General features: G+C 62.8%; 28 protein-coding genes. 9 read left to right on the forward strand and 19 right to left on the reverse strand.

Annotation, left to right across the window (positions count from 1 at the left end):
• Positions 1-119 precede the first annotated feature (119 nt).
• From ACUVTA_RS01765 to ACUVTA_RS01775, 3 genes are all read left to right on the forward strand, one after another.
• Positions 120-989 (forward strand): YkvI family membrane protein, encoded by an 870-nt coding sequence (locus ACUVTA_RS01765; RefSeq protein ID WP_445951269.1) that lies wholly within the window; start codon positions 120-122, stop codon positions 987-989.
• 457 nt (positions 990-1,446) lie between these two features.
• Positions 1,447-1,644, forward strand: a complete 198-nt coding sequence (locus ACUVTA_RS01770; protein WP_445951270.1) for a hypothetical protein — start codon at positions 1,447-1,449, stop codon at positions 1,642-1,644.
• A gap of 40 nt (positions 1,645-1,684) precedes the next feature.
• Positions 1,685-1,969: a metal-sensitive transcriptional regulator gene (locus ACUVTA_RS01775; RefSeq protein ID WP_445951271.1), complete on the forward strand. Its 285-nt coding sequence runs from the start codon at positions 1,685-1,687 to the stop codon at positions 1,967-1,969.
• 490 nt (positions 1,970-2,459) lie between these two features.
• Here the strand turns inward: ACUVTA_RS01775 and hisI are convergent, their stop codons facing one another.
• The 15 genes from hisI to ACUVTA_RS01850 form a co-directional block, all read right to left on the reverse strand.
• The gene (gene hisI / locus ACUVTA_RS01780) at positions 2,460-3,191 is read right to left on the reverse strand and encodes a phosphoribosyl-AMP cyclohydrolase (protein ID WP_445951272.1); all 732 of its coding nucleotides are present in this window, start codon (positions 3,189-3,191) and stop codon (positions 2,460-2,462) included.
• Between the two features lie 153 nt (positions 3,192-3,344).
• Positions 3,345-4,103 (reverse strand): imidazole glycerol phosphate synthase subunit HisF, encoded by a 759-nt coding sequence (gene hisF, locus ACUVTA_RS01785; RefSeq protein ID WP_445951273.1) that lies wholly within the window; start codon positions 4,101-4,103, stop codon positions 3,345-3,347.
• A complete protein-coding gene (gene hisA / locus ACUVTA_RS01790) occupies positions 4,093-4,833 on the reverse strand; it encodes a 1-(5-phosphoribosyl)-5-[(5-phosphoribosylamino)methylideneamino]imidazole-4-carboxamide isomerase (RefSeq protein WP_445951274.1) in 741 nt (246 codons plus the stop codon). Before hisA ends, hisF begins: the two co-directional genes overlap by 11 nt.
• Positions 4,824-5,438: an imidazole glycerol phosphate synthase subunit HisH gene (gene hisH / locus ACUVTA_RS01795; protein WP_445951294.1), complete on the reverse strand. Its 615-nt coding sequence runs from the start codon at positions 5,436-5,438 to the stop codon at positions 4,824-4,826. Before hisH ends, hisA begins: the two co-directional genes overlap by 10 nt.
• Positions 5,439-5,517: 79 nt before the next feature.
• Complete coding sequence (hisB, locus tag ACUVTA_RS01800; protein ID WP_445951275.1) at positions 5,518-6,108, reverse strand: imidazoleglycerol-phosphate dehydratase HisB; 591 nt, start codon at positions 6,106-6,108, stop codon at positions 5,518-5,520.
• Between the two features lie 4 nt (positions 6,109-6,112).
• The gene (gene hisC / locus ACUVTA_RS01805; protein ID WP_445951276.1) at positions 6,113-7,189 is read right to left on the reverse strand and encodes a histidinol-phosphate transaminase; all 1,077 of its coding nucleotides are present in this window, start codon (positions 7,187-7,189) and stop codon (positions 6,113-6,115) included.
• Positions 7,182-8,501, reverse strand: coding sequence for a histidinol dehydrogenase (gene hisD, locus ACUVTA_RS01810; protein WP_445951277.1), 1,320 nt, complete (start codon positions 8,499-8,501; stop codon positions 7,182-7,184). Before hisD ends, hisC begins: the two co-directional genes overlap by 8 nt.
• A gap of 77 nt (positions 8,502-8,578) precedes the next feature.
• Positions 8,579-9,847: a phosphoribosylamine--glycine ligase gene (gene purD / locus ACUVTA_RS01815; RefSeq protein WP_445951278.1), complete on the reverse strand. Its 1,269-nt coding sequence runs from the start codon at positions 9,845-9,847 to the stop codon at positions 8,579-8,581.
• Between the two features lie 18 nt (positions 9,848-9,865).
• Entirely contained in the window at positions 9,866-11,401 is a 1,536-nt protein-coding gene (purH, locus tag ACUVTA_RS01820; RefSeq protein ID WP_445951279.1) for a bifunctional phosphoribosylaminoimidazolecarboxamide formyltransferase/IMP cyclohydrolase, read from the reverse strand.
• Positions 11,402-11,480: 79 nt separating this feature from the next.
• The gene (gene purM, locus ACUVTA_RS01825) at positions 11,481-12,536 is read right to left on the reverse strand and encodes a phosphoribosylformylglycinamidine cyclo-ligase (protein ID WP_445951280.1); all 1,056 of its coding nucleotides are present in this window, start codon (positions 12,534-12,536) and stop codon (positions 11,481-11,483) included.
• A complete protein-coding gene (gene purF, locus ACUVTA_RS01830) occupies positions 12,533-13,957 on the reverse strand; it encodes an amidophosphoribosyltransferase (RefSeq protein WP_445951281.1) in 1,425 nt (474 codons plus the stop codon). The genes purM and purF overlap by 4 nt, the downstream gene beginning before the upstream one ends.
• Positions 13,944-14,669 (reverse strand): phosphoribosylaminoimidazolesuccinocarboxamide synthase, encoded by a 726-nt coding sequence (gene purC / locus ACUVTA_RS01835; RefSeq protein ID WP_445951282.1) that lies wholly within the window; start codon positions 14,667-14,669, stop codon positions 13,944-13,946. Before purC ends, purF begins: the two co-directional genes overlap by 14 nt.
• A gap of 47 nt (positions 14,670-14,716) precedes the next feature.
• Positions 14,717-16,009: an adenylosuccinate lyase gene (gene purB, locus ACUVTA_RS01840; RefSeq protein WP_445951283.1), complete on the reverse strand. Its 1,293-nt coding sequence runs from the start codon at positions 16,007-16,009 to the stop codon at positions 14,717-14,719.
• Positions 16,010-16,086: 77 nt separating this feature from the next.
• Positions 16,087-16,596 (reverse strand): 5-(carboxyamino)imidazole ribonucleotide mutase, encoded by a 510-nt coding sequence (purE, locus tag ACUVTA_RS01845; protein WP_445951284.1) that lies wholly within the window; start codon positions 16,594-16,596, stop codon positions 16,087-16,089.
• Between the two features lie 141 nt (positions 16,597-16,737).
• Positions 16,738-17,517 carry an enoyl-ACP reductase FabI gene (locus tag ACUVTA_RS01850; protein ID WP_445951285.1) on the reverse strand — a complete coding sequence of 260 codons (780 nt, stop codon included), beginning with the start codon at positions 17,515-17,517 and terminating at the stop codon, positions 16,738-16,740.
• Between the two features lie 67 nt (positions 17,518-17,584).
• Between ACUVTA_RS01850 and ACUVTA_RS01855 the strand changes: the two genes are divergently transcribed.
• The gene (locus ACUVTA_RS01855) at positions 17,585-17,719 is read left to right on the forward strand and encodes a hypothetical protein (RefSeq protein ID WP_445951286.1); all 135 of its coding nucleotides are present in this window, start codon (positions 17,585-17,587) and stop codon (positions 17,717-17,719) included.
• A gap of 233 nt (positions 17,720-17,952) precedes the next feature.
• Here the strand turns inward: ACUVTA_RS01855 and ACUVTA_RS01860 are convergent, their stop codons facing one another.
• Genes ACUVTA_RS01860 through ACUVTA_RS01870 form a run of 3 tightly spaced genes read right to left on the reverse strand, consistent with a single transcriptional unit; the run spans position 17,953 to position 20,756 of the window.
• Positions 17,953-18,882: a carbohydrate kinase family protein gene (locus ACUVTA_RS01860; protein WP_445951287.1), complete on the reverse strand. Its 930-nt coding sequence runs from the start codon at positions 18,880-18,882 to the stop codon at positions 17,953-17,955.
• A 7-nt stretch (positions 18,883-18,889) separates the two neighbouring features.
• Positions 18,890-19,888 carry a haloacid dehalogenase-like hydrolase gene (locus tag ACUVTA_RS01865; protein WP_445951295.1) on the reverse strand — a complete coding sequence of 333 codons (999 nt, stop codon included), beginning with the start codon at positions 19,886-19,888 and terminating at the stop codon, positions 18,890-18,892.
• Positions 19,889-19,913: 25 nt separating this feature from the next.
• Positions 19,914-20,756, reverse strand: coding sequence for a formyltransferase family protein (locus ACUVTA_RS01870; RefSeq protein WP_445951288.1), 843 nt, complete (start codon positions 20,754-20,756; stop codon positions 19,914-19,916).
• Positions 20,757-21,004: 248 nt separating this feature from the next.
• Between ACUVTA_RS01870 and ACUVTA_RS01875 the strand changes: the two genes are divergently transcribed.
• The 5 genes from ACUVTA_RS01875 to ACUVTA_RS01895 all read left to right on the forward strand — a co-directional run bounded on the left by ACUVTA_RS01875 (position 21,005) and on the right by ACUVTA_RS01895 (position 23,419).
• The gene (locus tag ACUVTA_RS01875; RefSeq protein ID WP_445951289.1) at positions 21,005-21,976 is read left to right on the forward strand and encodes a hypothetical protein; all 972 of its coding nucleotides are present in this window, start codon (positions 21,005-21,007) and stop codon (positions 21,974-21,976) included.
• Between the two features lie 12 nt (positions 21,977-21,988).
• Positions 21,989-22,261, forward strand: coding sequence for an EscU/YscU/HrcU family type III secretion system export apparatus switch protein (locus tag ACUVTA_RS01880; protein ID WP_445951290.1), 273 nt, complete (start codon positions 21,989-21,991; stop codon positions 22,259-22,261).
• A gap of 1 nt (position 22,262) precedes the next feature.
• Complete coding sequence (locus tag ACUVTA_RS01885; protein WP_445951291.1) at positions 22,263-22,733, forward strand: ribonuclease HI family protein; 471 nt, start codon at positions 22,263-22,265, stop codon at positions 22,731-22,733.
• Positions 22,734-22,849: 116 nt separating this feature from the next.
• Positions 22,850-23,134: a ferritin family protein gene (locus tag ACUVTA_RS01890; protein WP_445951292.1), complete on the forward strand. Its 285-nt coding sequence runs from the start codon at positions 22,850-22,852 to the stop codon at positions 23,132-23,134.
• A 66-nt stretch (positions 23,135-23,200) separates the two neighbouring features.
• Complete coding sequence (locus tag ACUVTA_RS01895; protein WP_123929885.1) at positions 23,201-23,419, forward strand: NifU family protein; 219 nt, start codon at positions 23,201-23,203, stop codon at positions 23,417-23,419.
• 77 nt (positions 23,420-23,496) lie between these two features.
• Here ACUVTA_RS01895 and ACUVTA_RS01900 read toward each other — a convergent pair whose 3' ends face one another.
• Complete coding sequence (locus ACUVTA_RS01900; protein WP_445951293.1) at positions 23,497-23,910, reverse strand: hypothetical protein; 414 nt, start codon at positions 23,908-23,910, stop codon at positions 23,497-23,499.
• Between the last annotated feature and the right edge of the window lie 52 nt (positions 23,911-23,962).

Below are 23,962 nucleotides of genomic sequence, written 5' to 3' on the forward strand. Positions count from 1 at the left end.
GTTTTCTCCTCCCTCATACCCTCCAAAGATTCCTACAGTAACTTTACACTAACACCCTCTGCAAGAACCCACTTTTTTCCATGGTTGATCCAGGCGGTCCTCCGGCAATATAATAGGGTATGGATTCAAGGAAACTTTCGGCGCTCACCATCGCCGCCTCCTACATCGGCACCGTTGTAGGGGCAGGCTTCGCTTCCGGCCAAGAGGTACTCCAGTTTTTCACCTTCTTCGGGCTTAAGAGTATCCTGGCTTTGGCCCTCGCCGTATCTCTTTTTATCTTTTTCGGGGGCGCCGTTTTACGCCTCGGCTGGCAGCTTCGGGCCAAATCTTACGTTACGGTCGTTACCACCGCTGGAGGGCCTTTCCTCGGCAGGGTCGTCGACGCTATCATCACCTTTTTCCTTTTCGGCGCCTTGAGCGCGATGGCGGCCGGCGCCATCTTTGCCGAACAATTCGGCCTCCCCAAACTCCTGGGCAGCGCCCTGATGGTGGTAGCCTCCCTCGTCACAGTCCTGGCCGGGTTTTATGGGGTGGTTCTTTCGATTAGCTTTGTGGTCCCGGTACTTCTCCTCTCTGTGTTCGGGCTAAGCCTCGCCGCTCTTGCCACCATTCCTCCCGACCTCAAAACTATCGGCCTCTGGGCGCAAGAGGCAAACCCCGTCATTCCCTTCTGGCCAGCCGCCGCGCTGGCCTACGTCTCCTACAACCTGGTCCTCGCCATCCCGATTCTCGCCCCCTCGGCGCCGCAGCGGCTAGCGCCACACCGCCGTGAACAGAGGCGCGCTCCTCGGCGGCCTAGGGATAGGGCTCGGGGCGCTGGCGATCAACCTCGCCATCCTCACCGTCCCCTTCGAAGCCGCCCGTTTCGAAATCCCGATGGTCTACATCGCCGGCCGCTTCTCCCCCATAATTCAAAAGGCTTACGGGCTAGTGCTCCTCGCCGAGATTTATACGACCGCCGTTGCCAACCTCTACGGTTTCACCACTAGGGTGGCCAAACCCGCAAGCCCCCGCTTCCGCAAAACGGCGGTGGCGGTCGCCCTCGCGGCCTTCGCAGCGAGCCTGCTCGGTTTTTCGCTGCTTGGTACGTTACCTCTACGCCGCCGTGGGCGTCGCCGGCTTCCTCCTCCTGGCCGGCCTCACCCGCGCCTACTTCCGGGGAAAAAGCAGGCGCTACCGCCCATTTTGAGCCTTCGTGGTGCCCCTAATAGCAGCATGGGGGCTTTTTTCTGCCTATTCTACCCTAACCCAAGACCTGGCCGTAACCGAAAGGCAAAAATTTTTAGCAGCTATAAAGACCTCCCCAAGTGGTATAATTAGAGCAGGTAAGAAACGGCAAGAAGGTGGTACAATGCGTTCCCCCACGCTCGGTTTCGGGCCCCACCGGGTCGAAATCCTTAACGTTATGGAAGAGGAGATGCGGCGGGAAGGCCGCCCTCAACAGGGATGGAAGAAAGGGTCTGGAAATGCGAACACGGTGCGGCACGGGCTCTCCTCACCTATTACGAAGTCGTAGCTAACAACAACTTCGACACGATGGTTAAAACAACGCTATCCTTCGCCTGCCCGTGGGTCCGCCAGCTCTCCTACGCGGAGTGCGGGGAATTATACCGGGAGCTGCGGACGCGGGGAGCGCAGAAGTAATCCGGAAAAGGGAGTAACGAAACAAAGGAGGGAACGAGGATTGCAACTGGACCCGAGTTTAAAAGAAGAATGGGAACGGGAGTTGCTCCTGCGCCTGAAAAGGATTGAGGGGCAAGTGCGGGGAATCGCCCGTATGCTTCAGGACGGACGCAGTTGCAGCGAAGTAATCCTGCAACTCGCGGCCGTTAAAGCCGCCATCAATCAAGTGGCCATAAATACCTTGGCCTGCCATCTCGCGGAAGCGTTGACCTCAGCCATGGCTCAAGGCAGGGATCCCAAAACAGCCGTAGCCGAGTTCGTTGAGCTCTTCAGGAAGTTCGCATAGGGCAGACTTCCCGCGGCAAAACCGGGCGAAAACCCTTCGTGCGGCCAGATTCTGTGCGTTAGGCCGGCAAGAAATCCCGCTAAAAAACTGCTTAGCGCCGCATCAACGTACGGGTTCAGCTCCGGCAGGTAAAGCTGGAAGAAGATATCGACACCAACCGAAATCCCCCCGTCGATGGCAGCAGCGGTTATCTCTGCAGGTGTAGGGAGGCGCCCCTCCGCCCCCCAACCGATGCCCAAAAAGGAAGGCAAAGATGCCGAGGCCCTCGAGAACGGCCAGTTCGATTACGGGTGGTAAGGGCTGGACCGGACCGGCCGGAACCGGCGCCCGGACCGTCCCGTTTCCATTCCGGGATGTTTCCACCACGCGCGAGGCCTCCCTAACCCGCTTCTCCTTGTTATAATACGGCGGCACTCCCGGCTCTGACGCAAGAAAAAGGCGGCTGCTCCTTTCACAAAGGCCCGCCGCCCCGAAACGCTCCCGGATGGAGCTACTTTCTCCGGTTAGCTAACTCATCGAAAACCTCGCACACGTCAACCCCTTCGGCGGCTAACAGGACCATCAGGTGGTATATAACGTCCGCCGCTTCCTTTATCACCTCGTCCCGCTGCCGGTTCTTAGCCGCGATTAAGATTTCGGTAACTTCCTCGCCCAACTTCTGCAGGATTGTATCTACGCCCTTGTCAAACAGATAACTGGTATAGGCGCCCGGAATTCTGGTCTGCTTGCGGTCTAAAATCACCCCGTAAACCTCTTCGAGAATCGTGCAGCCGTAAACGCAAACCGGCTTCGGCCCATCTTTTTTCCGTGGCGGTGCCCCAGCGGGCTTTCCTTCGTTCCCCCCGTAGACATCCGCCGGGGTGAAAACCATCTCCCCTACGAGGGCTACCCGACCGTCCTTCTCGATCCGGTAGTGGAAACAGCTCTTGTAACCCTCGTGGCAGGCTGCGCCGTGCTGCCGGACCTTGATAAGCAGGGCGTCGGCATCGCAATCGAAATAAACCTCATCAACCTCCTGGATGTTCCCGGAGGTTTCCCCCTTATGCCAGAGCTGCTGGCGGCTCCGGCTGTAAAACCAGGTTTCCCCGCTGCTCAAAGTTTTGGCCAGCGCATCCCGGTTCATGTAGGCAAGCATCAGGACCTCATTCGTCCGGTTGTCCTGAATGATCGCCGGGATAAGGCCGTCGGCGTTAAACTTGAACCGATCGAAGTTGAAGACCAAGTTTCCCCCTCCTGAAACCGCCAGGCACCCCGTTGCCTGCGCCTTATTTACACTCTATATTCCTAAAAAGAGGCAATCCGGCACGGGCTACGCCGTTATTTAGAGCCGAACGTTAAAATCAGGGTCTACGGGCTAAAAGGCGGCGGTATCGGCTTAAAGACGCACCGGTATGCCACGCGCGGCCAGGTACTCTTTGACCGCGCGGATAGAATACTCGCCAAAATGGAAGATCGATGCGGCTAACGCTGCATCGGCGCCGCCAGCGGTAAGCCCCGCAGCGATATGCTCAGGTGTGCCAACGCCCCCCGAAGCGATAACCGGGATCCGGACGGCGTCTACCACCGCCCGCGTGAGGTCGATATCGAAGCCGTCTTTGGTGCCGTCCCGGTCCATGCTGGTAAGGAGGATTTCCCCCGCCCCAAGCGCCTCCACCTCCCGCGCCCACGCTAGGGCGTCGATTCCGGTGGGCGTCCGGCCCCCGTGGATATAGACTTCCCAGCGCCCCGCCGCTACCTGCCGGGCGTCAATCGCCACCACCACGCACTGGCTGCCAAAACGGGAGGCCGCCTCCCGGATAAGCTGGGGGTTTTTTACCGCTACCGTATTGAGCGAGACCTTGTCGGCGCCCACCGCCAACATGCGCCGGATGTCTTCAAGCGTCCTTAAGCCCCCTCCTACGGTGAAGGGAATGAAAACCTCTTCTGCCGTCCGGCGGGCCACCTCGAGCATGATCTCTCGCCCCTCGGCGGAAGCGGTGATGTCGAGAAAAACGAGCTCGTCCGCCCCCTCTCGGTCGTAAAGCGCGGCAAGTTCGACCGGGTCGCCGGCGTCCCGCAGATTGACGAAGTTTACCCCTTTGACCACCCGCCCCCGGTCCACATCAAGGCAGGGAATGATCCTTTTAGCTAACAATCTCCTTCCCCTCCGCCGCGGCAATGGCCTCTGCCAACGAGAGCCGCCCGTCGTAGAGCGCCTTGCCAATGATTACCGCTTCTACGCCCGCTTCCTCGAGCTCCCGCAGCGCCCGGATATCCTCCACCCGCGAAACGCCGCCGGAAGCGATCACCTTTAGCCCCGTCACCCGCGCAAAGTCGCCTACCGCCGCAATGTTGGGTCCCATCAAGGTCCCGTCGCGCGCGATGTCGGTGAAGACCACCCGCGCCACGCCGCACTCTTTAAGCTGCCGCCCAAAGGCCGCGGCTTCGACGCCAGATAGACTTTCCCAGCCGCGTACCGCCACCACCCCGTCGCGGCAGTCAACACTTGCCAGCACGCGCGCCCCGAAATCGCGGACGAGCTCGCACAGCAGCGCCCTATCGGTAACGGCCGCCGTGCCCAGGATGACCCGTGCCACCCCGCAGGCAAGCGCCGCTTCGACCGCCGCGCGGTCCCTGATGCCACCGCCGGTCTGCACCGGGATCGCGACCGCCGCAACTATTTCCCGGATCAGCGGCAGGTGGACCGGCCGGCCAGCGAAGGCGCCGTCGAGATCGACCACGTGCAGCATTTTAGCCCCGGCCGCCTCCCAGCAGCGGGCTATAGCTACCGGGTCACCAGAGTAAACCGTTTCCTTATCGGGACGCCCTTCCACCAGGCGGACGCACCGGCCCCCGCGCAGGTCAATTGCCGGGATTACAAGCATTCGGCCACCAGCCTCCCGAAATTCCCGAGGATTTTTAGCCCCCACGTGCTCGATTTCTCCGGGTGAAACTGGACCCCAAAAACCTTACCCTTACCCACCGCGGCGGCAAAGCGCATTCCGTAGTTCGTTTCGGCCAGCACAATTTCCTTTTCCACCGGGTCTACATAGTAGGAATGTACGAAATAAAAGTGGGTCCGGTCCGGGATGCCGGCAAAAAGTGGTGACGGCCCCGAAAATTCCAGCTCGTTCCAGCCCATGTGGGGCACTTTTACCCCCGCGGGCAAGCGCCGCACCCGCCCTTTGAAATAGCCCAGACCTGGCGTCTCGCCCCACTCCTCGCTCACCTCAAAAAGAAGCTGCAGCCCCAGACAGATGCCGAGAAAAGGCTTCCCTTGTCTCAAAACCCGGTGCAGGGCGTCGAGCAGGCCGGTGCTTTTCAGATTGGCCATCGCGTCGGCGAAGGCGCCTACCCCGGGCAGGATGACGCCGGCAGCCCCCGTTACCACTTCCGGCTCCCGCGTCACTACCGCGGCAAAACCGGCCTTCGCGATACCCTTTTCGACGCTCCGCAGGTTTCCCATCCCGTAATCAACAATCGCAATCACCGCCGTGCCTCCCATAAAGAAAAAGCCCGCCTTCCCGTACCGCCGCGTTCCGCTCCCGCCAACCCTAAACATCTAACCGTCATAACGTCCCTTTCGTCGACGGGACGCCTTGCACCCGCGGGTCCCGGGCTACCGCGTCACTGAGCGCCCGCCCGCAGCTCTTGAAAAGCGCCTCGCAGACGTGATGGGTATTCCGTCCGGCAAGGATCCGGAGGTGAAGCGTGATCCCCGCGTTGACCGCGAAGGCCCGGAAAAACTCGGGAACTAACTCCGTATCGAAATCCCCCACGCGGGCGGCCGGCAGCTGGCCTTGAAAAAAGAGCGCTCCCCGTCCGCTGGTATCAACCGCTGCAAGCGCCAAAGCTTCGTCCATCGGGACAAGCGCGTGGCCAAAACGGCGGATGCCCTCTTTAGTCCCTATCGCCCGGGTAAAAGCCTGCCCGAGGGCGATGCCCACATCTTCTACCGTGTGGTGGGCGTCGACGTGCAGGTCCCCCTGCGCCGCTACCTCGAGGTCGAAAGAGGCAAAGCGCGCCAGTAGCGCTAACATATGCTCGAAAAACCCTACCCCGGTGCTGATAGCAGCCCGGCCGCCGCCGTCAAGGGTGAGGCTTACCCGCACCGCCGTCTCCGCCGTCTCCCGCGCCACACTCGCCTTTCGTTCAGACATCGCTTCAACCCTCCCCTGCCGCTACCACCGCGGCCAAGGCCTGCAAAAAAGCCTCGTTCTCCGCCGGTGTCCCCACCGTCACCCGCAAGCAGCGCTCCAGCCCCGGCCCCGCCACGTTCCGGATGAGCACCCGCCGCGCTAACAGGCCCGCGTAAACCTTCTCGGCCGGAAGCGGCGTCCGGAAAAGGACGAAGTTCGCCCGGGACGGGAAGACCTCCACGCCTCCTATCCGCTTCATGCGCCGGTAAAGCTCCTCCCGGTTGGCAATGATCTCCTCCATCCGCCGCCGGAAGAGCGGCTGGTATTCGAGAACCGTAACCGCCGCTAACTGGGAGAAGCTGTTGAGGTTAAACGGCTGTTTCACTTTCAAGAGGCCCGCAATGACCTCCGGGTCCGCTACCAGGTAGCCTACCCGGAGACCAGCCAGGCCGAAGGCCTTCGAAAAGGTACGCAGCACCACTAGCCGGGGATAGCGGCGCACCAGGTCGCAGCAACTTTCGCCGGCAAACTCCGCGTAGGCTTCGTCGAGCAGCACCAGGCCAGCCGCCTCCGCCGCCAGCGCCTCAACCGCCTCCCGGGGTACCGTGTTCCCTGTCGGATTATTTGGCGAGCAAATAACAACCACCCGCGTGTCGGGAGCCCGCGCCGCGCGCAGCAGGGCCGCAAGGTCGAGGGAAAAATCCTCCCGCCGCGCCACCGCCGCCACTGCCGCGCCAGCGATCCGGGCGTGGATGGCGTACATCGAAAAGGTCGGCGGCGTGATCACCACCCGCCCACCGCCGCCGAAGGCCAGGAAGAGGTTGAGGATCAGCTCGTCGGAGCCGTTTCCGGCCAAAACGTTCTCCGGCGCCATTCCCGTGTACGCCGCTATCCGCCGGCGGAGCTCAGTCGCTTCGGGGTCCGGGTAGCGGGTAAAGGTCTGGCCGCTTAAGCGCCGGACAACCTCGGCCAGCACTTCCGGCGCGAAGTCGTAAGGGTTCTCGTTGGCGTCAAGCTTGATGTACCCGGGGTAGTGCGGCACGGCATAGGGAACCAGGTCCCGCAAATCCGGCCGGAGAAGTGCCCGTAACTCCTCAGCCATTGTCCGCCCCCTCCGCTTTCGAGCCCGCGCCTTTTTCTTCTTTGCGCACCTCAATCGCCAACCGGTGCGCCGGGAGCCCCTCCACAGAAGCGAGCAGCGCCGCCGGCCCCGCTAATTTGGCGAAGGCCTCCGGCGACAGGAAGGTAAAGTTGGTGCGCTTCAGAAAATCCTCCACGCCGAGCGGCGAGAAAAAGCGGGCAGTGCCCCCGGTCGGCAGGACGTGGTTTGGCCCGGCAATATAGTCGCCCATCGGCACGGGCGCGTAGTTCCCTAGGAAAACGGCGCCGGCGTTTTTTACCTTCTCGAGCCAGGCAAACGGCTCCGCTACCATGAGCTCTAAGTGTTCCGGCGCGAAGCAGTTGGCGTAAGCCACCGCCGTTGCTATGTCGGGCACCACCACGGCGGCCGCAAACCGGAGCGCTTCCCGGAGCGCAGCAGGTTCCCCTAACGCCGTAAATGCCGCGTTAACCTCTTCCCGCACGCGCGTTGCTATCTCCCGGCTCGTTGTTAATAAGAGCACCCGGGCCGCGGGGTCGTGCTCCGCCTGGGCCAAAAGATCCGCCGCCACGCACCGGGGATCCGCCGTTGCGTCGGCGATGACCACCACCTCGCTCGGGCCCGCTAAGATATCGATCCCGACGCTGCCGAAAACGGCCCGCTTCGCCAGCGTCACGTAAAGATTACCGGGGCCGACGATCTTATCGACCCGCGGTACCCGTTCCGTCCCGTAGGCCAAGGCAGCCACCGCCTGGGCACCGCCGACGCGGAAAATCCTGTCCACCCCGGCCTCCCGGGCCGCCACCAAGACGTGCGGGTCGATCTTCCCCGCCGGTCCCGGGGGCGTGACCATCACGATCTCCTCGACCCCCGCCACCCGGGCGGGCACAACATTCATCAGCACCGAAGAAGGGTAACGGGCGCGCCCTCCGGGTACGTAAACCCCTACCCGCGCCACCGCCCGCACCAGCTGCCCGAGCACTGCGCCGTCAGCGTGGCGCTCCTGCCAGGTGTCGGGGATTCTGCTCGCGTGGAAGGCGAAGATGCGGTCCCGCGCCAGCCGCACCGCTGCCAGAAACTCCGGCGCAACCTCCCGGTAGGCTGCCGTGATCTCTTCTTCCTGCACCCCGAGCTCTTCCGGCGAGAGCGCCACCCGGTCAAACTGTGCCGTCAGGGCGCACAGCGCCGCATCTCCCTCGGCCCGCACCCGGGCGATAATCGCCGCAACGGCCCGCACCGCCTCTTCCGGAAAGGAAAACTCCCGGTCGAGCAGCCGCTCAACCTCCGGATCGCCATAGTTCAGAATCCGTAGCACGCCTATTTCCCCTCAGCCGCAAATTTTTGCGTTCTTTGCCCCAGGCCAGTACCTCCGCCCGCGCCCGGACCGGCATCTCATATCCGGGCCAGCGCCTTCTGCCCGATATCGCGCCGGTAGTGCATCCCCGCAAACCTTATCTTGGCGACGGCGGCGTAGGCCCGCGTTATCGCCGCACGCACGTCGGGACCGCGCGCCGTGACCCCCAGGACACGCCCCCCGGCGGTCACCAACTTCCCGTCCACCACAGCCGTACCGGCGTGGAAAACCATCGCGTCCGGCGGTACGTCTTCCAGCCCTTCAATCACGTCGCCCTTCCGGTAGCCGCCGGGGTAACCGGATGCTGCCAGCACCACGCAGACGGCTGCACCGGGGTGCCAGGCGAGTTGCACTTCGCTCAACTTTCCCGCCAGGACCGCCTCCATCACCGCCACAAGATCGCTCTCGAGAAGGTAAAGGAGCGGCTGGGCCTCCGGATCACCGAAGCGAACGTTAAACTCTAAGACCCGCGGCCCCGCTGCCGTGAGCATCAACCCCGCGTAGAGAACGCCTTTATAGGTAATCCCCTCCGCCCGCAGGCCGCGCACAACAGGCAGTAAAATTTCCGTCTCGATCTGTTTTAAAAGCGCGGGGGTTACCGCCGGCGCCGGGGCATAGGCGCCCATCCCACCAGTATTCGGCCCTTTATCCCCGTCGAAGACCGGCTTGTGGTCCTGCGCCGGCAGGAGCGGCAGCACCGTTTCGCCGTCGGTAAAAGCGAGCACGCTCGCCTCCTCACCGGTGAGGCGCTCTTCCACCAACACCCTTTCTCCCGCCGCGCCGAAGGCCTTCTCCTCCATGATGTGCCGGATCGCCGCCTCGGCCGCCGCCGGATCGTCCGCCACGATGACCCCTTTCCCGGCTGCTAAGCCCTCCGCCTTCACCACGCAGGGCCCGCCCCGCGCGCGCACGTAGCGGATGGCGTCCGCGGGAAGATCGAAAATCGCCGCCTCGGCCGTAGGCACCCCGTATTTTAGCATCAGTTCCTTCGCAAAAACCTTGCTCGCCTCAAGGCGCGCCGCTGCCTGCCGGGGACCGAAGATCCTGAGCCCTGCCGCTTCGAAGGCGTCCACGATGCCGGCGGCCAGAGGCGCCTCCGGCCCTACCACGGTAAGGTCGATCCCTTCGCGGCGGGCAAAGTCTAATAATCCCGCCACATCCTCCGCCTTGATCCCGACACAGGCGGCGTGCTGCGCAATACCAGCATTCCCTGGCGCACAAAAGATGCGCTTTACCCGGGGGCTCTGGCTTATCTTCCAGACCAGGGCGTGCTCCCGCCCCCCACCGCCGACGACCAGAACCTTCACACGAGAACGCCCCCCGTCTTAGTGTCTGAAGTGACGCATGCCGGTAAAGACCATCGCGATCCCGTGCGCGTCGGCCGCGGCGACCGATTCGGCGTCTTTGAGCGAGCCGCCCGGCTGGATGATCGCCGCGATCCCGGCCTTAGCCGCCTCAAGGACCGTGTCGGGGAAGGGGAAGAAAGCGTCGGAAGCCAGCACCGCACCCCGCGCCTTTTCGCCCGCCTGCGCGAAGGCGATCCGGGCCGAGCCGACCCGGTTCATCTGCCCGGCACCCACGCCAAGCACCTGCCTGTTTTTCGAAACCACGATGGCGTTCGACTTGACATGTTTCACCACCGTGAAGGCGAAGAGCAGCTCCTCAATCTCCTCCGGCGAAGGCGCCCGCTTGGTGACCACTTTGAGCGCCTCGCGGTCGGCCACCTTACGGTCGACCTCCTGCAGGAGCAGCCCCCCGTTGACCTTGCGGAAGTCCATCCAGTCGGTAGTCTGCCCGGTCAGCGGGCCGGTTCTGAGCAGCCGTAGATCCTTTTTCTGGCGCAACACCTCGAGCGCGTCCGGCTCAAAATCGGGCGCAATGATCGCTTCGAGGAAGATCTTCACCATCTCTTCCGCCGCTGCCCGGTCTACCGTCCGGTTAACCGCCACGATCCCGCCGAAGGCCGAAACCGGATCGGCTTCAAAGGCCAGCCGGTAAGCTTCCGCTACCGCCGCCGCCTGGGCCACGCCGCACGGGTTGTTATGCTTTACGATAACCACTGTCGGCGCGTCAAACTCGCGCACTAACTCAAAGGCGGCGTTCAGGTCGAGAATGTTGTTGTAGGAAAGCTCCTTTCCGTGCAGCTTTTCGGCGTTCGCCACGCACGGCCCCTTCGTCCGCAGATCGCGGTAGAAGGCGGCGCGCTGGTGCGGGTTTTCGCCATAACGCAGGGTCCCCACCAGGTCGAAAGCCAGGGTGAGCTCCCGCGGGAAGCGGGCGCCGGGTCCGAGGCTCGCGAGGTAGTCCGCAATCGCCGCATCGTAATACGCCGTGTGCGCGAAGGCCTCTTGCGCCAAAGCCAAGCGCAGCTCCGCCCCCACCTCGCCGGCCCGCAACGCCTCCAGGACCGCCGGATAACGCTCCGGGTTGACCACCACGAGGACGTACTGGTGGTTCTTTGCCGCCGCCCGGATCATTGCCGGACCGCCGATATCGATCTTTTCCACCGCCTCCGCGAGCGTGACCCCTTCCCGGCTGACCGTCTGCCGGAAGGGGTAGAGGTTTACCGCCACCAGGTCGATAGGCGCAATACCCTGCTCCTCAAGCTGCTTCAAATGCTCCGGCGTCCGCAGCGCCAGGATGCCCCCGTGAATCCGCGGGTGGAGCGTCTTCACCCGGCCGTCGAGGATCTCCGGAAAACCGGTCACCTCCGAGACGTACGTAACCGGAACGCCGGCGCTTTTGATCGTCTTGTAAGTACCGCCGGTCGAAACGATCTCCCACCCGAGGTCAACGAGGCCCCGGGCAAACTCCACCACCCCCGTCTTGTCCGACACACTGATAAGTGCCCTCTTCTTCACTGCCGCTCGCCCTCCCTTTTAAAAATCGTTTTTCATAGCGGGTCCCAAAACCCGGTGTACACTTCGGTTTTTCTGTAAATCAACAGTAAACGACACCGGATACGCCGCTTTCCACCCAGCCGATCACCCAGGCCTGCTCGCCTTGTGCCGCCAGCGCTTCTACCAAGCCTGCGGCCTCCCCCGGCGGCACAATCAGGACGTAGCCGACACCCATGTTGAAAGTCCGGAACATCTCGGCCGCCGCCACCCCGCCGTGCTCCTGGATGAACCGGAAGACGGGGGGCACAGGCCAAGACGCCGGTTCCAGCACCACCCCGAGCCCCGGGGGCAGCACCCGGGGAATGTTTTCCGTCAGTCCCCCGCCGGTGATGTGGGCCATCCCCCGGATGTCAAACCGCTCTAAAAGGGGAAGCACCACCGGCACGTAGATGCGCGTAGGCGTCAGAAGCTCCTCCCCAACTGTCCGTCCGAGCGCCGGAACATAGCTCCGCACCGTGTAACCCAAAAGCTCAAAGAAAACCTTGCGCGCCAGACTGAAACCGTTCGCGTGTAGCCCGGACGAAGGCAGCCCTATCACCCGGTCGCCCGGCTCAATGCGCCGGCCGTCAACAATCCGGCGCCGCTCCACCACCCCGACGGCAAAGCCGGCGAGATCGTACTCCCCCGGCGCGTAAAACCCGGGCATCTCCGCCGTCTCGCCGCCGATGAGGGCGCAGCCCGCCCGGCGGCAGCCCTCCGCCACCCCGGCAACAATCGCCGCCACCTCATCCGGATCGAGCCTGCCTACGGCGAGATAATCGAGAAAAAAGAGCGGCTCCGCTCCGGTTACCAGGATGTCGTTGACGCACATCGCCACGGCATCGATCCCCACCGTGTCGTGCTTCCGGCTCATAAAAGCGACCTTAAGCTTCGTCCCCACCCCGTCCGTACCCGCAACCAGCACTGGCTCGCGGTACTTCGCCGGGATGGTGCAGAGCCCGCTGAAGCCCCCGATATCTGTCAGCACCTCCGGGCGGAAGGTGCGGCGGACAATCTCCTTCAGCAGGGAAACCGCCCGGTTGGCCGCGTCGATGTCCACCCCCGCCTGCGCGTAGGTGAGACCTTCCCGAGACTTACCCCCGTCCTTCCCGCTCATCCCATCACTTCCAGCACTAAAGACTCCAAGGCGAATTTCCCCGCACCCGCATCCTTTACTTTAACCGGGTAATCGCCCGTAAAACACGCGACACACATATCCTGGGCCCTGGCACCAAAAACCCCCAACAGCCCTTCGATGCTCAGGTAGTGAAGGTCGTCGGCGCCGATATGCCGCCGGATCTCCTCCACGCTCAGCTGCGCCGCGATGAGCTCTCTTTCGTTTGACGTATCGATGCCGTAGTAACAGGAGCGGATTATCGGCGGCGAACTCAAGCAATAAAAAATCTCCCGGGCGCCTGCTTCCCGCAACATCTTCACGATGCGCCTGCTGGTTGTACCCCGCACTATCGAGTCGTCCACCAAGACCACCCTTTTACCGGCCACTACTTCCCGCACCGGGTTGAGCTTCAGCCGTACCCCGGTATCCCGCAGCCGCTGCGAAGGCTGGATAAAAGTCCGGCCCGCATAGCGGTTCTTCATGAGGCCTTCCTCGAAGCAAAGGCCGGAAACCTCCGCGTAGCCGCGCGCCGCGGCTATCCCCGAGTCGGGGACCGGCACCACGATGTCGGCCGGCGGGCAGAACTCGCGCGCTAACTGCCGCCCCATCTCGCGCCGCACCCGCCCCACGTTGAACCCGTCGAGGGTGCTGTCCGGCCGCGCAAAATAGATGTACTCAAAGACGCAGTGCGCCCGTCGCGGGGCATCCATCACCCCGCAACTATTGAGCCCCTCTGGGGAGATTTCGAGGATCTCACCCGGCGTGAGGTCGCGGAGAAACCGTGCGCCTACCGCGTCTAACGCGCACGATTCCGAGGCCACTGCCCACCCCGAGTCTATCTGGCCGACGCAAAGCGGCCGGAACCCGTAAGGATCACGCACCGCGTAAATTTTGTCTTCCGTCAGGATTACAAGGGAATAAGCGCCTTCGACCTTCGCCATGCACCGCCTGATTGCGGCGGGAAGATTGTGGTCACCGTTGAGCCTGGCGATGAGGTTGATCAGCACCTCGCTGTCGGTAGTACTCTGAAAGACCGCCCCCGAGGCGAGCAGCTCCCGCCGGAGGGAGCAGCCGTTGGAGAGGTTGCCGTTGTGGGCCAAACCTAACATGCCGCGCCCGCAGTAAAAAACAAGCGGCTGCGCGTTCACCGGGTGGCTCGCGCCGGTGGTCGAATAGCGCACGTGGCCGATGGCTAAGTGGCCCTTCAGCTCTGCGAGGCGCTCTTCGGAGAAAACCTCGGCAACCAGTCCCATCTCCTTGTGGAGCAGGATGCGTTGGCCGTCGGCCACAGCGATTCCGGCGCTCTCCTGTCCCCGGTGCTGCAAGGCGTAAAGACCGTAGTAAGTGAGGCGCGCCACGTCGGCCCCGGGCGCGCAAACGGCGAAAACCCCGCAGGCCTCACGGGGCTTATCCCCGCGCATCCAGTTCCTCCCCCGTCAGCCGCCGCCACACTTCCGCATAAGCCTCGGTTACTCCTCCGAGGTCGCGGCGGAAGCGGTCTTTATCCATTTTTTCGCCGGTCGCCCGGTCCCAGAAGCGGCAGGTATCCGGCGAAATTTCGTCTGCCACCACGATCTGGCCGTCCACCCGCCCGAACTCTAGCTTAAAATCGACCAGCACGATGCCTTTCGGCTCCAGGTGCTCCTTCAAAACCTGGTTCACCTGCAGCGCCAACTCGCGCATCCGGTGCAGCTCTTCCGCCGTCGCCAGCCCGAGCGCTACCACGTGGGAGGAGTTGATCATCGGGTCTCCGAGATCGTCCCGCTTGTAATAGTACTCCACCACCAGTTGGCTAAGCGGCGTCCCTTCCGGTAGTCCAAGCCGCTTGGCCAAACTCCCCGCAACAATATTGCGGGTCACCACCTCGACCGGGATAATCGTCACCGCCTGGACCAGCATCTCCCGATCACTCACCGTCGCCACGTAGTGGGTGGGGATGCCCGCGCGCTGCAACAGTTCGAAGAAATAGGCGGAAATCTTGTTGTTGAGCGGCCCTTTATTCGTGACGGTGCCCCGCTTCTTGCCGTCAAAGGCGGTAGCCTCGTCCTTGAACTCAACAAGATAGCGGTCGGGCCGGTCGGTCCTGTATACCCGCTTGGCCTTCCCTTCGTAGAGGAGTTCGCCCCGTTCCATAGTCCTAACCCCCATCCAGGATTTTGGCTTATCTGGTGCCCGAAACTTCACAGACCGAAGCGCCGGTAAATCTCGTCAACGTGCCGCAGAAAGTAGTCGTAGTCGAAAAGCCTATCCAATTCCGCGGGCGAGAGCCACCGGGCCACCTCCGGATCTGCCGTTAAGAGCTCCTTCAGCGGCCGGCCGCCCTGCCAGGATTCCATCGCGTTCCGCTGCACCAACAGGTAAGCCTCTTCGCGGCTCAGGCCCTTCTCAATCAGGGCCAGGAGCACCCGCTGGGAGAAAACCAGGCCCCCCGTGCGCTCTAAGTTGCGCAACATATTCTCGGGATAAACGTGCAGCCCTTCGAGGAGCTCGGTAAGCTTGAAGAGCATATAGTCGAGGAGAATCGTGCTGTCGGGGATGATCACCCGCTCTACCGAAGAGTGCGAGATGTCGCGCTCGTGCCAGAGGGCTACGTTTTCCATGGCCGCCAAGGCGTTTCCCCGCAGGATGCGGGCGAGGCCGCTCAGGCGCTCCGCAATAATCGGGTTTCGTTTGTGGGGCATCGCCGAGGAGCCTTTCTGCCCGGGTCTGAAGGGCTCCTCCACCTCCCGGATGTCGGTCCGCTGCAAGCCCCGGATCTCGACGGCAAACTTTTCCACCGAACAGCCGATGATCGCTAAAATGCTCATGTATTCGGCATGCCGGTCCCGCTGCAGGATCTGGGTCGAAATCCGGGCGGGCCGCAGCCCTAGGCGCCTGCAGGCGATCTCTTCCACCCGTGGGTCCAGGTTGGCGTAGGTACCGACCGCTCCGGAGATCTTCCCGACGCTCACGCGCTCTATCGCTCGCTTGAGGCGTTCAATGTGTCGCTCCGTCTCCGCCATCCAGAGGAGCAGCTTCAGCCCGAAGGTGATCGGCTCTGCGTGGATGCCGTGGGTGCGTCCGATCATCAACGTCCGCCGGTGCTTCGCCGCGAGACCGCGCAGAACCTCCCGCAACCGCTCCAGGCGCCCCACCAACCGCTCCCCGGCCTCGCGCATCAGCAGGCTCAAGGCCGTGTCTACCACGTCCGAAGAGGTCATCCCGAGGTGAATATAGCGCGCCGCTTCGCCCACGTGCTCCTGAACCGAGGTTAAAAACGCGATCACGTCGTGGCGGGTTACTTTTTCGATCTCTTTGATCCGCTTCACGTCGAACGCGGCCCGCGCTTTAATCTCCGCCAACGCCGCTGCCGGAATCACTCCGAGCTCCGCCCAGGCCTCGCAGGCGGCGATCTCCACCTCCAGCCACTTCTGGAAGCGGTTCTCCTCCGACCAGATGCGTCCCATCTCCGGCAGGGTGTAACGTGGAATCATTGCCTTCGCCCCGCTTTTTCAGTTCGAAGTTCACGGTTAAAAGAAACCTAAACAAACCCCTCTATTCTCTTCGGGAATCAGCTTTTTAACCCCAGGTACTCGTCCACCCCGAGGGCCTGCAAACGCTCATTCTTCGCGGCCACCTCCCGGCCTAACCCCTCCTTGTAAGCGGCCACCCGCTCCCGCACCGCCGGGTCGCTGGCGCCGATGATCTGAGCCGCCAGGATACCGGCGTTGAAAGCCCCGTTTACCGCCACCGTCGCCACCGGCACCCCCTTAGGCATCTGCACGATAGAAAGGAGCGCGTCCAGCCCCCCGAGCGTCCCTCCCCCGACAGGGACCCCGATCACAGGCAGCGGCGTGTGGGCCGCAATCACGCCGGGTAGGTGCGCCGCCCCGCCGGCCGCGGCGATGATCACCCGCAATCCCCGCGCCACCGCCGTGCGCGCGTACTCCCGCACCCGCTCCGGCAACCGGTGGGCCGAAGCGATTTCGATCTCGTAGGGGATTTGCAGCCGCGCCAGAGCCTCAAGCGCCCCTTTCACCACTGGCAAGTCCGAGTCGCTGCCGATAACGATACCGACCATGCGGGGCTTCACCACCTCGTGCGGACAAAAACTTAAAAACCCAAGCGAGCCGTTTCACCCGCCTCGCCTGGGCCACAGAGCATTTTGCCTCCGTCGAACGCTTTTATTTTACCAAAAGCCAGCACGACATGTCAATTATCCTCAGACGCCGACGATGTGGTAGCCGCAGTCGACAAAGATCACTTCCCCGGTGATACCGCTGGCCAAATCCGAGGCGAGGAAGAGCGCCGCGTTACCTATCTCCACCTGCGTCACGTTGCGGCGCAGCGGCGCCTTTTCCTCCACCACCTTTAAAATCGACGAAAAACCGGATACCCCCTTAGCCGCCAGCGTCTTGACGGGGCCGGCCGAGATGGCGTTGACCCTGATGTTGGCAGGCCCAAGATCTGCCGCGAGGTAACGGACCGAAGCCTCGAGGGCCGCCTTGGCCACGCCCATCACGTTATAACTCTTCACCGCCCGTTCGGAGCCGAGATAGGTGAGCGTGATGATGCTCCCGCCGCCCGCCTTTTCCATCAAGGGTTTCGCCTGCTGGGCGCACAGGACCAGCGAGTACGCGCTGATGGCGAGCGTCGTGTTCCACTGCTCGAGGGTGGTCGTGTAGAATTCCCCTTCAAGCGCCTCCCGCGGTGCAAAGGCGAGGGAGTGCACCAAAATATCGAGGCTACCCCAACGGGCTGCCACCGCCTCAAAAAGCGCGTCCACCTGCTCCGGCTTCATCACGTCGCACTCAGTGAGGGGTATATCCCCGCCAAGCCCGGCGACCAGCTCCGCCACATAATCCTTCACCCGTTCGTTCTGGTAATTAAACCAGAGGGAGGCGCCCTCCCGGTGGAGCGCCTGGGCGATCCCCCAGGCGATCGACCGCTTATTGGCCACCCCTAAGATCAGCGCCTTTTTCCCCGCTACCAGCTGTCCCATCGAACCCTTCCCTTCGGCTAAATTCCAACTACAACCATAGCCCATCCACCGCCTCTTTGTCAAGAAAATGCCAGCTCTTGTTGGGTGGGCGCGCCAAATCCCTGGCCGAATCCTGAGCGGGAGGGGGCCGAGTAGTATGGCGGTTTTTCCGTCGATTTACGTAACTGACGCGAGCATCCGGATCGACATCCATGCCGGATGAGGCGAAACGGTTGACACCGCTAAGGTTTCCGGCAGGAAAAATGGCAAGGTTTAGGTTTACGAGGAAGGGCAGCCCGTGCTGAGGGAGGGTCGCCGGCCGGCGGGGGTATTACCTCAAGGCGCGGATGCGCGGACCGCTGGGTGCGGGCGGTGAACCGCCACGGCGCGTTCGGCCGCTGGGCGTTCGTTCTTTGCCGGGACCCGCAGCGGCGGCAAGAGCTGCTCTGCGAAACTTTAAGGTAGCGGCACGCCGTAAACCTTTTCGTAGCGCTCCTTTGCCGCCGCAAAAGAGGGGAGGCTAGCCCGCGCCCCCCACCCTTCTACCGCAAAGGAGGCGACGACCGTAGCGAAGCGCTGCGCCGCCACGGGGGTGAAGCCCTGCAGGCGCCCGAAGATAAAGCCGGCGGCGAAGGCATCTCCGGCACCGGTGGTGTCGCGCACCGTCACCCCGATCGCCGGTTCCGCGTGGTGCCAGCCGGACGCCACCTGGAGGCTCCCCTCCCCGCCGCACGTCACCACGACGGTTTCCACTCCGGCAGCGAGGAGCCGGCTTGCCCCGGCCAGAGGTTCCGCCTGGCCGGTCAGCATCTGGAGTTCGGCGACCGTTAAAAAGAGCAGGACGCACCGGGCGAGGAAAGGGCGGAGCGCGGTAAGACCCCGGGCGCTATAAATCATCCCGGGAGCAAAACTAAAACCGGTACCGGGGGGCAGAGCAGCAACGAAGTCCCGGTGGGCTGTAAAAGCGGCATCGCCCACGAACGAAGACGTGTGCACCCAGGTAACGGTAGCGTCAAGGCCGCGCCGCAGGTCCGCGGTGGTGAGTTCGCCATTCACACCGGGGCAAACGTAAAGCGCCCGGTGCCCAGCTTTATCCACAAAACAGAAGACGCGGCCGGTCGTCGCCCCTGGTTTCACCGTGATGCTCCCTGTATCCACCCCGACGGCGGCCAGCGACTCCCGGGCTAGCAGTCCATCGGGATCGTCGCCGGTCACGCCCGCGAAACGGCAGGCAACGCCAAGCCGCGCTAACGCGTAAATGGTGTTGGCCGCCGAGCCACCCGGCTGCCGTTCCGCGGCGTAACAGAAGGTCTCCCCGTCCGTAACCAGGGAGTCGGCCGCAAAAAGATAATCGACGTTCAGCGCGCCGCAGCCTAAGACCCGCATCTTTCCCTCAGCCGAGTTTAGCGGCTTCCCCGCGCAGGAGCCGGCGGAACTTCTTGTGGAAGGGGAGAACCGTCTCTAGCGCCGTGTTTCCCGCCAGCCAGTGGTAAACCGGGCCCGCTGCACCGCAGCAACCCGCCAGCGCCGTAACCCGTTCCCGGACCAGGCCGCGCCCCCCTTCGAGGAAAGCCTCGATCAGGGGAAGAACCGCCCGCAACTCCCTGGCCGCCACCCCGCAGCTCCCGTAGGGCAAGGCGTACTCGTTCCCGTTAAAAACTATCGCCAAGCCCCCCGCTTCCTCCGCCAGCGCGAGCATCTTAAAATCGGTAATGCTATCGCCCACCACCACCGCCCGCTCCAGCGGCACGCCGAACATACCCGCAAAACGGGTCAACGCCGCGGTCTTCCGCGCCCCGCCGACCACCTCGACCGCCGCCATCAACCGTCCCACCGGACGCCGCGGCAGTTCTGTCCAGAAGAAACGGTCGCAGCGGGCGCCAAGCTCCTCCTCTGCCGCGAGCGGAAGCGCGAGAAGCTCTTCCTGCACCTCCAGGATGAAGGTCCGGTCTGCGGCGTCCAGTTCCTCCCCCATCGTATCCAGCGGCAGCTGGGTGCAGGCAACCTGGGCGGTAGGTATCCCGAGGCGCGCCGCGATGGCGTGAGCGTGCTGGCAGTAACTGGTCGAGATGACCACCACGGGCAGGCCCCGCTCGCGAAGCACTGCCACCGTTTCTACGGCCCCCGGTACCAGCGCCGCCCCCGCCGAAACCTCCCGAATGTCGGCTTCCGTCAGCCCGTTAGCAAGCAGAAAGGGGACGAGAAGCTTTAAAGTGTCGCCCGGTTCGTAGCCTTCCCGGCCCGCAAGGGTGAGCAGGTCGTCGTAGCGGCTCAACCGCTCGAAAAGCGCGTGCCCCCGCGGCACGCGCCCGATTACCTCGTAGGCATTGTCCTGGGGAGAAAGCGGCCCTTCTAGATCAAAAGCGATTAAGCAAGACATTTCCGCGCCCACCTTCAATCAGCGTTGCCTCCGCCCTTTACTTCCGCTGGGGGAAGGGAAGCAGCCGGTCCACCTCGGCGCTGAGATCGATCCCCGCAGAAGGCACCCCGCCTACAAAGACCTGCCCATCCGCCACGCGGACCGCCCCGACGGCAAGCTTTTGGAGCGTGAGCCAGATGAGCGGTAGCTCCCGGGCAAATTCTTCCCGGCGAATCGCTTGAAAAAGAGCGTTTTGCTCGCCCTCTGCCGCTTGAACCGCCTCAAGCGAGGTGGCACGCAGTTTTTCCTCCATCTCCGCCCAGAGCGGTGCAAAAAGTGGTGTGGCTAAGGAAAACCGGCAGTAGCTCACCGGCGGGCCGGCGTCCAGTTCGGGCGTTACCAAATGAATCATGGCGCCCGCTTCCTGCGCCCGTTGCGCAATTAACTGCCAGATGACCTCCTGCCAGGTGCCTTTGGGCCCATCGGGAAGGGCCGGGTGCAGGTTAAGCATCGTATGGCGCCGGCACATCGCGGCACCCACAATCAGCATGTAGCCAGCCAAAAAAGAAAACGCCACCTCATAAGGGGCGATCAACTCCAGCACCTTTAAATGGTAATCCTCGCGCCACCGGCAGCGCGCCGCTTCGTCGCCAGCCATCCCCCGCCGGCGCAGGTCCGGTTGGAAACGCGCGGCAGAAAAAGTAATTAACGGCAGACCGTAGCTGCGGACCTGCTTGATAAAGGCATCGCTCGCCGGGTCTTCTCCCTCTTCCCGGTTACAGAAGACAAAGGCGATTGCCAGCGGCAGCTCCCCGGAGGTGATCCCCGCCACCGCCATCGCCAATAGCTCGCGGGCCGCCGCATCCCGCCCCGTCGAAAACCACCCGATCCGCAGGCCCATCACCGCACCACCCCGCGCCGGAAGATAAATACAGCTTCATTGTCCCTGGAAAGGTCGCCGCTTGTCAAGAGTCACCGGCGGTCACAGAGATTTTTTCATTACTAGAGCCAGCCCCCTAACCGCACCCAAACGGTCTCGCTGCGCCGCAAAAGAGTATATCTCTTCCGCTCCTGGCAACTACCGCCGGAGCCAGGGACGTGGTAAAATATAAAAAACACAGGGTTCCCAGGGCCCTAAATAAAGCGAAGGTGGCGGTGATGGGAATCGGCAGCATCAGCCGGGTTGCGTTTCCACCAGGCCTTTCCTGGCGCCCCCCCTGGTACCTCCGACCAGGGCAAATGGTCATGGTGGAAACGGTATCCGTTACCGGACCGGGGGCCGTGGTCCGTATCGCGGGCCAGACCTTTAACGCCCGGGGTGAGTTGCCCGCAGCGCCGGCCACCTTCTGGGCGCTGGTCGAAGCGATCACGGGCGAAACCCTTCACCTGCGCCGGATAAGTAACGCCCTTACGGAAGAGATGACGCCCGAGGACCTGGCCCGCCTCCTCGAACTCCCGCCGGATAGGGATACGGTAAACCTGCTCCGCGAAATGCTCAAATACCGTCTACCCCTAGAGCGCCGGTTTATCTTGCGGCTGCTCGCCGAAGGGCACGCCTTCCCCGAGGAGGAGCGCGATGCCTTCTGGGCGGCTAGACTTTATCTCGAAAATCTCGACCTCCGGGAAGACGCCGCGAAGCTACGTCTGGCGGCAGACTACCTGGTACGCAGCCGGACGGCCAGGGAACCTACCAGAGAACTCGCCGCCGGCCAGGAACTCCTCAATGCCGCCCGACCCCTCACACCCGGTGCCGACCTGCTCCGCTTTTTCACCTTCTGGGGGCCAGAAGGCTCCGGGGAAGCCTTCCTCGTAGAGAAAGACGGTGGCAGCTCCGAAAACAGCCTGTTGGCAGGGATTATCGTGCAGGTAAGCTCACCCGTCTTGGGGGAAACCTGGATCTGCCTGATAGAGGACGCCGGCGGTTACACCCTGCGGGTGGCCGTAAGCCAGGAGTGGGCCGCTATAGCCATGGAGGCGCTGGAAATACTGAAAACAAGGCTTGGGGAGCTGGGCTACCGGGTCGCCAGCGCCTCCGTCAGCACCCGTCCGGTCCGGACGGTTTTCGATGCGCTACAGGACCCGGAAACGACCGGATACCGCCCGGTGAACGCGATAGTCTGAGGAGGCACCCAAATGGAGGAGAAGCTGAAAGCCGCCGCCGCCCTCGCTTACGACCCTGAAAAAGATGCGGCCCCCCGGGTAGTCGCTGCCGGCCGGGGGGAACTGGCTGCGCTGATCGAGAAGGTTGCCGTTGAGCACGGCGTTCCGGTTTACCACGACCCGGAGCTCGCCTTTACGCTCACCGGGCTCGGGCTGGGCCGTGAAATACCACCCACCCTTTACGAGGCGGTGGCCGCGGTCATCGCCTGGGTTTACCAGTTGGAACGGCGTGCAGCCACTCGCTAAGATGCGCTCCCGGACGCGCTATTTCATTAATATCGACGGTGCCAGCCGCGGCAACCCGGGTCCTGCCGCCGCCGCCATGATCCTGCAGGATGCCTCCGGCCGGGTCCTTCTGACTAAAAGTAAGCCCCTTGGCGTTACGACCAACAACGTCGCGGAGTGGCTGGCCCTCGAGGGAGCGGTTAAAACTCTGGTACATCTCACCCAGAAAAACGGCCCGGTCGAAGCGGTGATCCGTTCCGATTCGGAACTTGTAGTGAAACAATTTAACGGGCATTTTAGGATCAAGGATCCGGAGCTTAAAGCCATCGCCGCGCGGGTGAAGGAAATCCTCGGTGCGTGCCCCGCGCTTAAAGTAAGCGTTACCCATATCCCGCGGGAGGAAAACCGCCTGGCCGACCGGGCCGCGAATGCCGCGCTGGATGCGCTTGAGGCTCCCCCGCGCACCGGGCAAAATCCACCGACGGGGAGGTGAGACCTTCGCCATAAAGGCGCCGCTATCACCGTTCTGCGGATGGTGTACCGCGGCTGGTGGGTAGTACTGGGCCAGGCTTACCCAGCCGGTCCACCCAGCGAAAGGAGATGAGAACCATGTTGTCCCGTATTCCGATCGACCTTACGAAAATAGATCCTGAGGACCTTGACCGGGAGATCCTGCGGGCGGCCATCATCGCCGAACTTGACGCCATCAACCTTTACGAGCAACTCGCGGCAATGGCCACCGACGAGAATCTACGAGCGGTGCTTCTCGATGTCGCCCGTGAAGAAAAAACGCATGTAGGGGAGTTCCAGGCCCTCCTCCTCGATTTCGATGAGGAGCAGGCCGAAGAACTCGAACACGGTGCCGAGGAAGTGGATGAGCTCACCACGGAATAATTCCCTTCCCGGTGCTGGAAGACAAGCCTGCAAACAGAAATTTTGCGCGGAGGAGGCTCAAGATCGATGAAAGAGAAAGTTGAAGCCGTGCTCGCGCAGATCCGGCCTTACTTGCAGCGGGACGGTGGGGACGTTGAGTTAGTCGCGGTCGAAGAAGGCGTCGTCAAGGTGCGCCTGAAGGGGGCGTGCGGTGGCTGCCCGATGGCCACCATGACCCTGAAACAGGGCATCGAGCGGACCCTCAAACAGGCCGTTCCCGAGGTCAAAGAGGTCGTCGCCGTCTGAAGTTCCCCCCAACGCCGGGAGAAGCGCCAGCACCGCCGTTTGTTAAGCGAGGGTTCCCGCGAGGGGGTCCTCGCTTTTTATCTCCCGGGAACCACCGTGCCGGAAAGGTCACCGGTAAACTCCCTAACTGACGCCCAGACCTCATCCCACCAGGGCGGATAGACATCCTCCCCCCGAGCCCAAAGACAAACCTGGTCCGCCCAGACCATCAGCGACCAAGAGGTGCCCCGCTGCCAGAGGGTCCGGTAAAAGTCGCGCTCGTCGACATCCCGTAACCAGGCCACCATCCGGGCCAAAAACTCTGCCACCTTTCTTTTTTCCTCCGGCGAGGTAATTTCCCGGTCCACGAGGTCCTGCACCACCTTCTCCCGGCGGCAGTAGGGGCACGTCTCCCGGTTGCTCCAGACCCAGTAAACCCTGATCCGCTCTGCCGTCAGGCTAAAGGTGAGAAAGCCCCGGCTTATACTCCCCACCGCCCCCTCAAATTCCATCTGTCCCCACCAGACCTTTCAAGGGTTGCTGATACAAGGGTTGCTGATAATA

The organism is Thermodesulfitimonas sp., assembly GCF_052743955.1.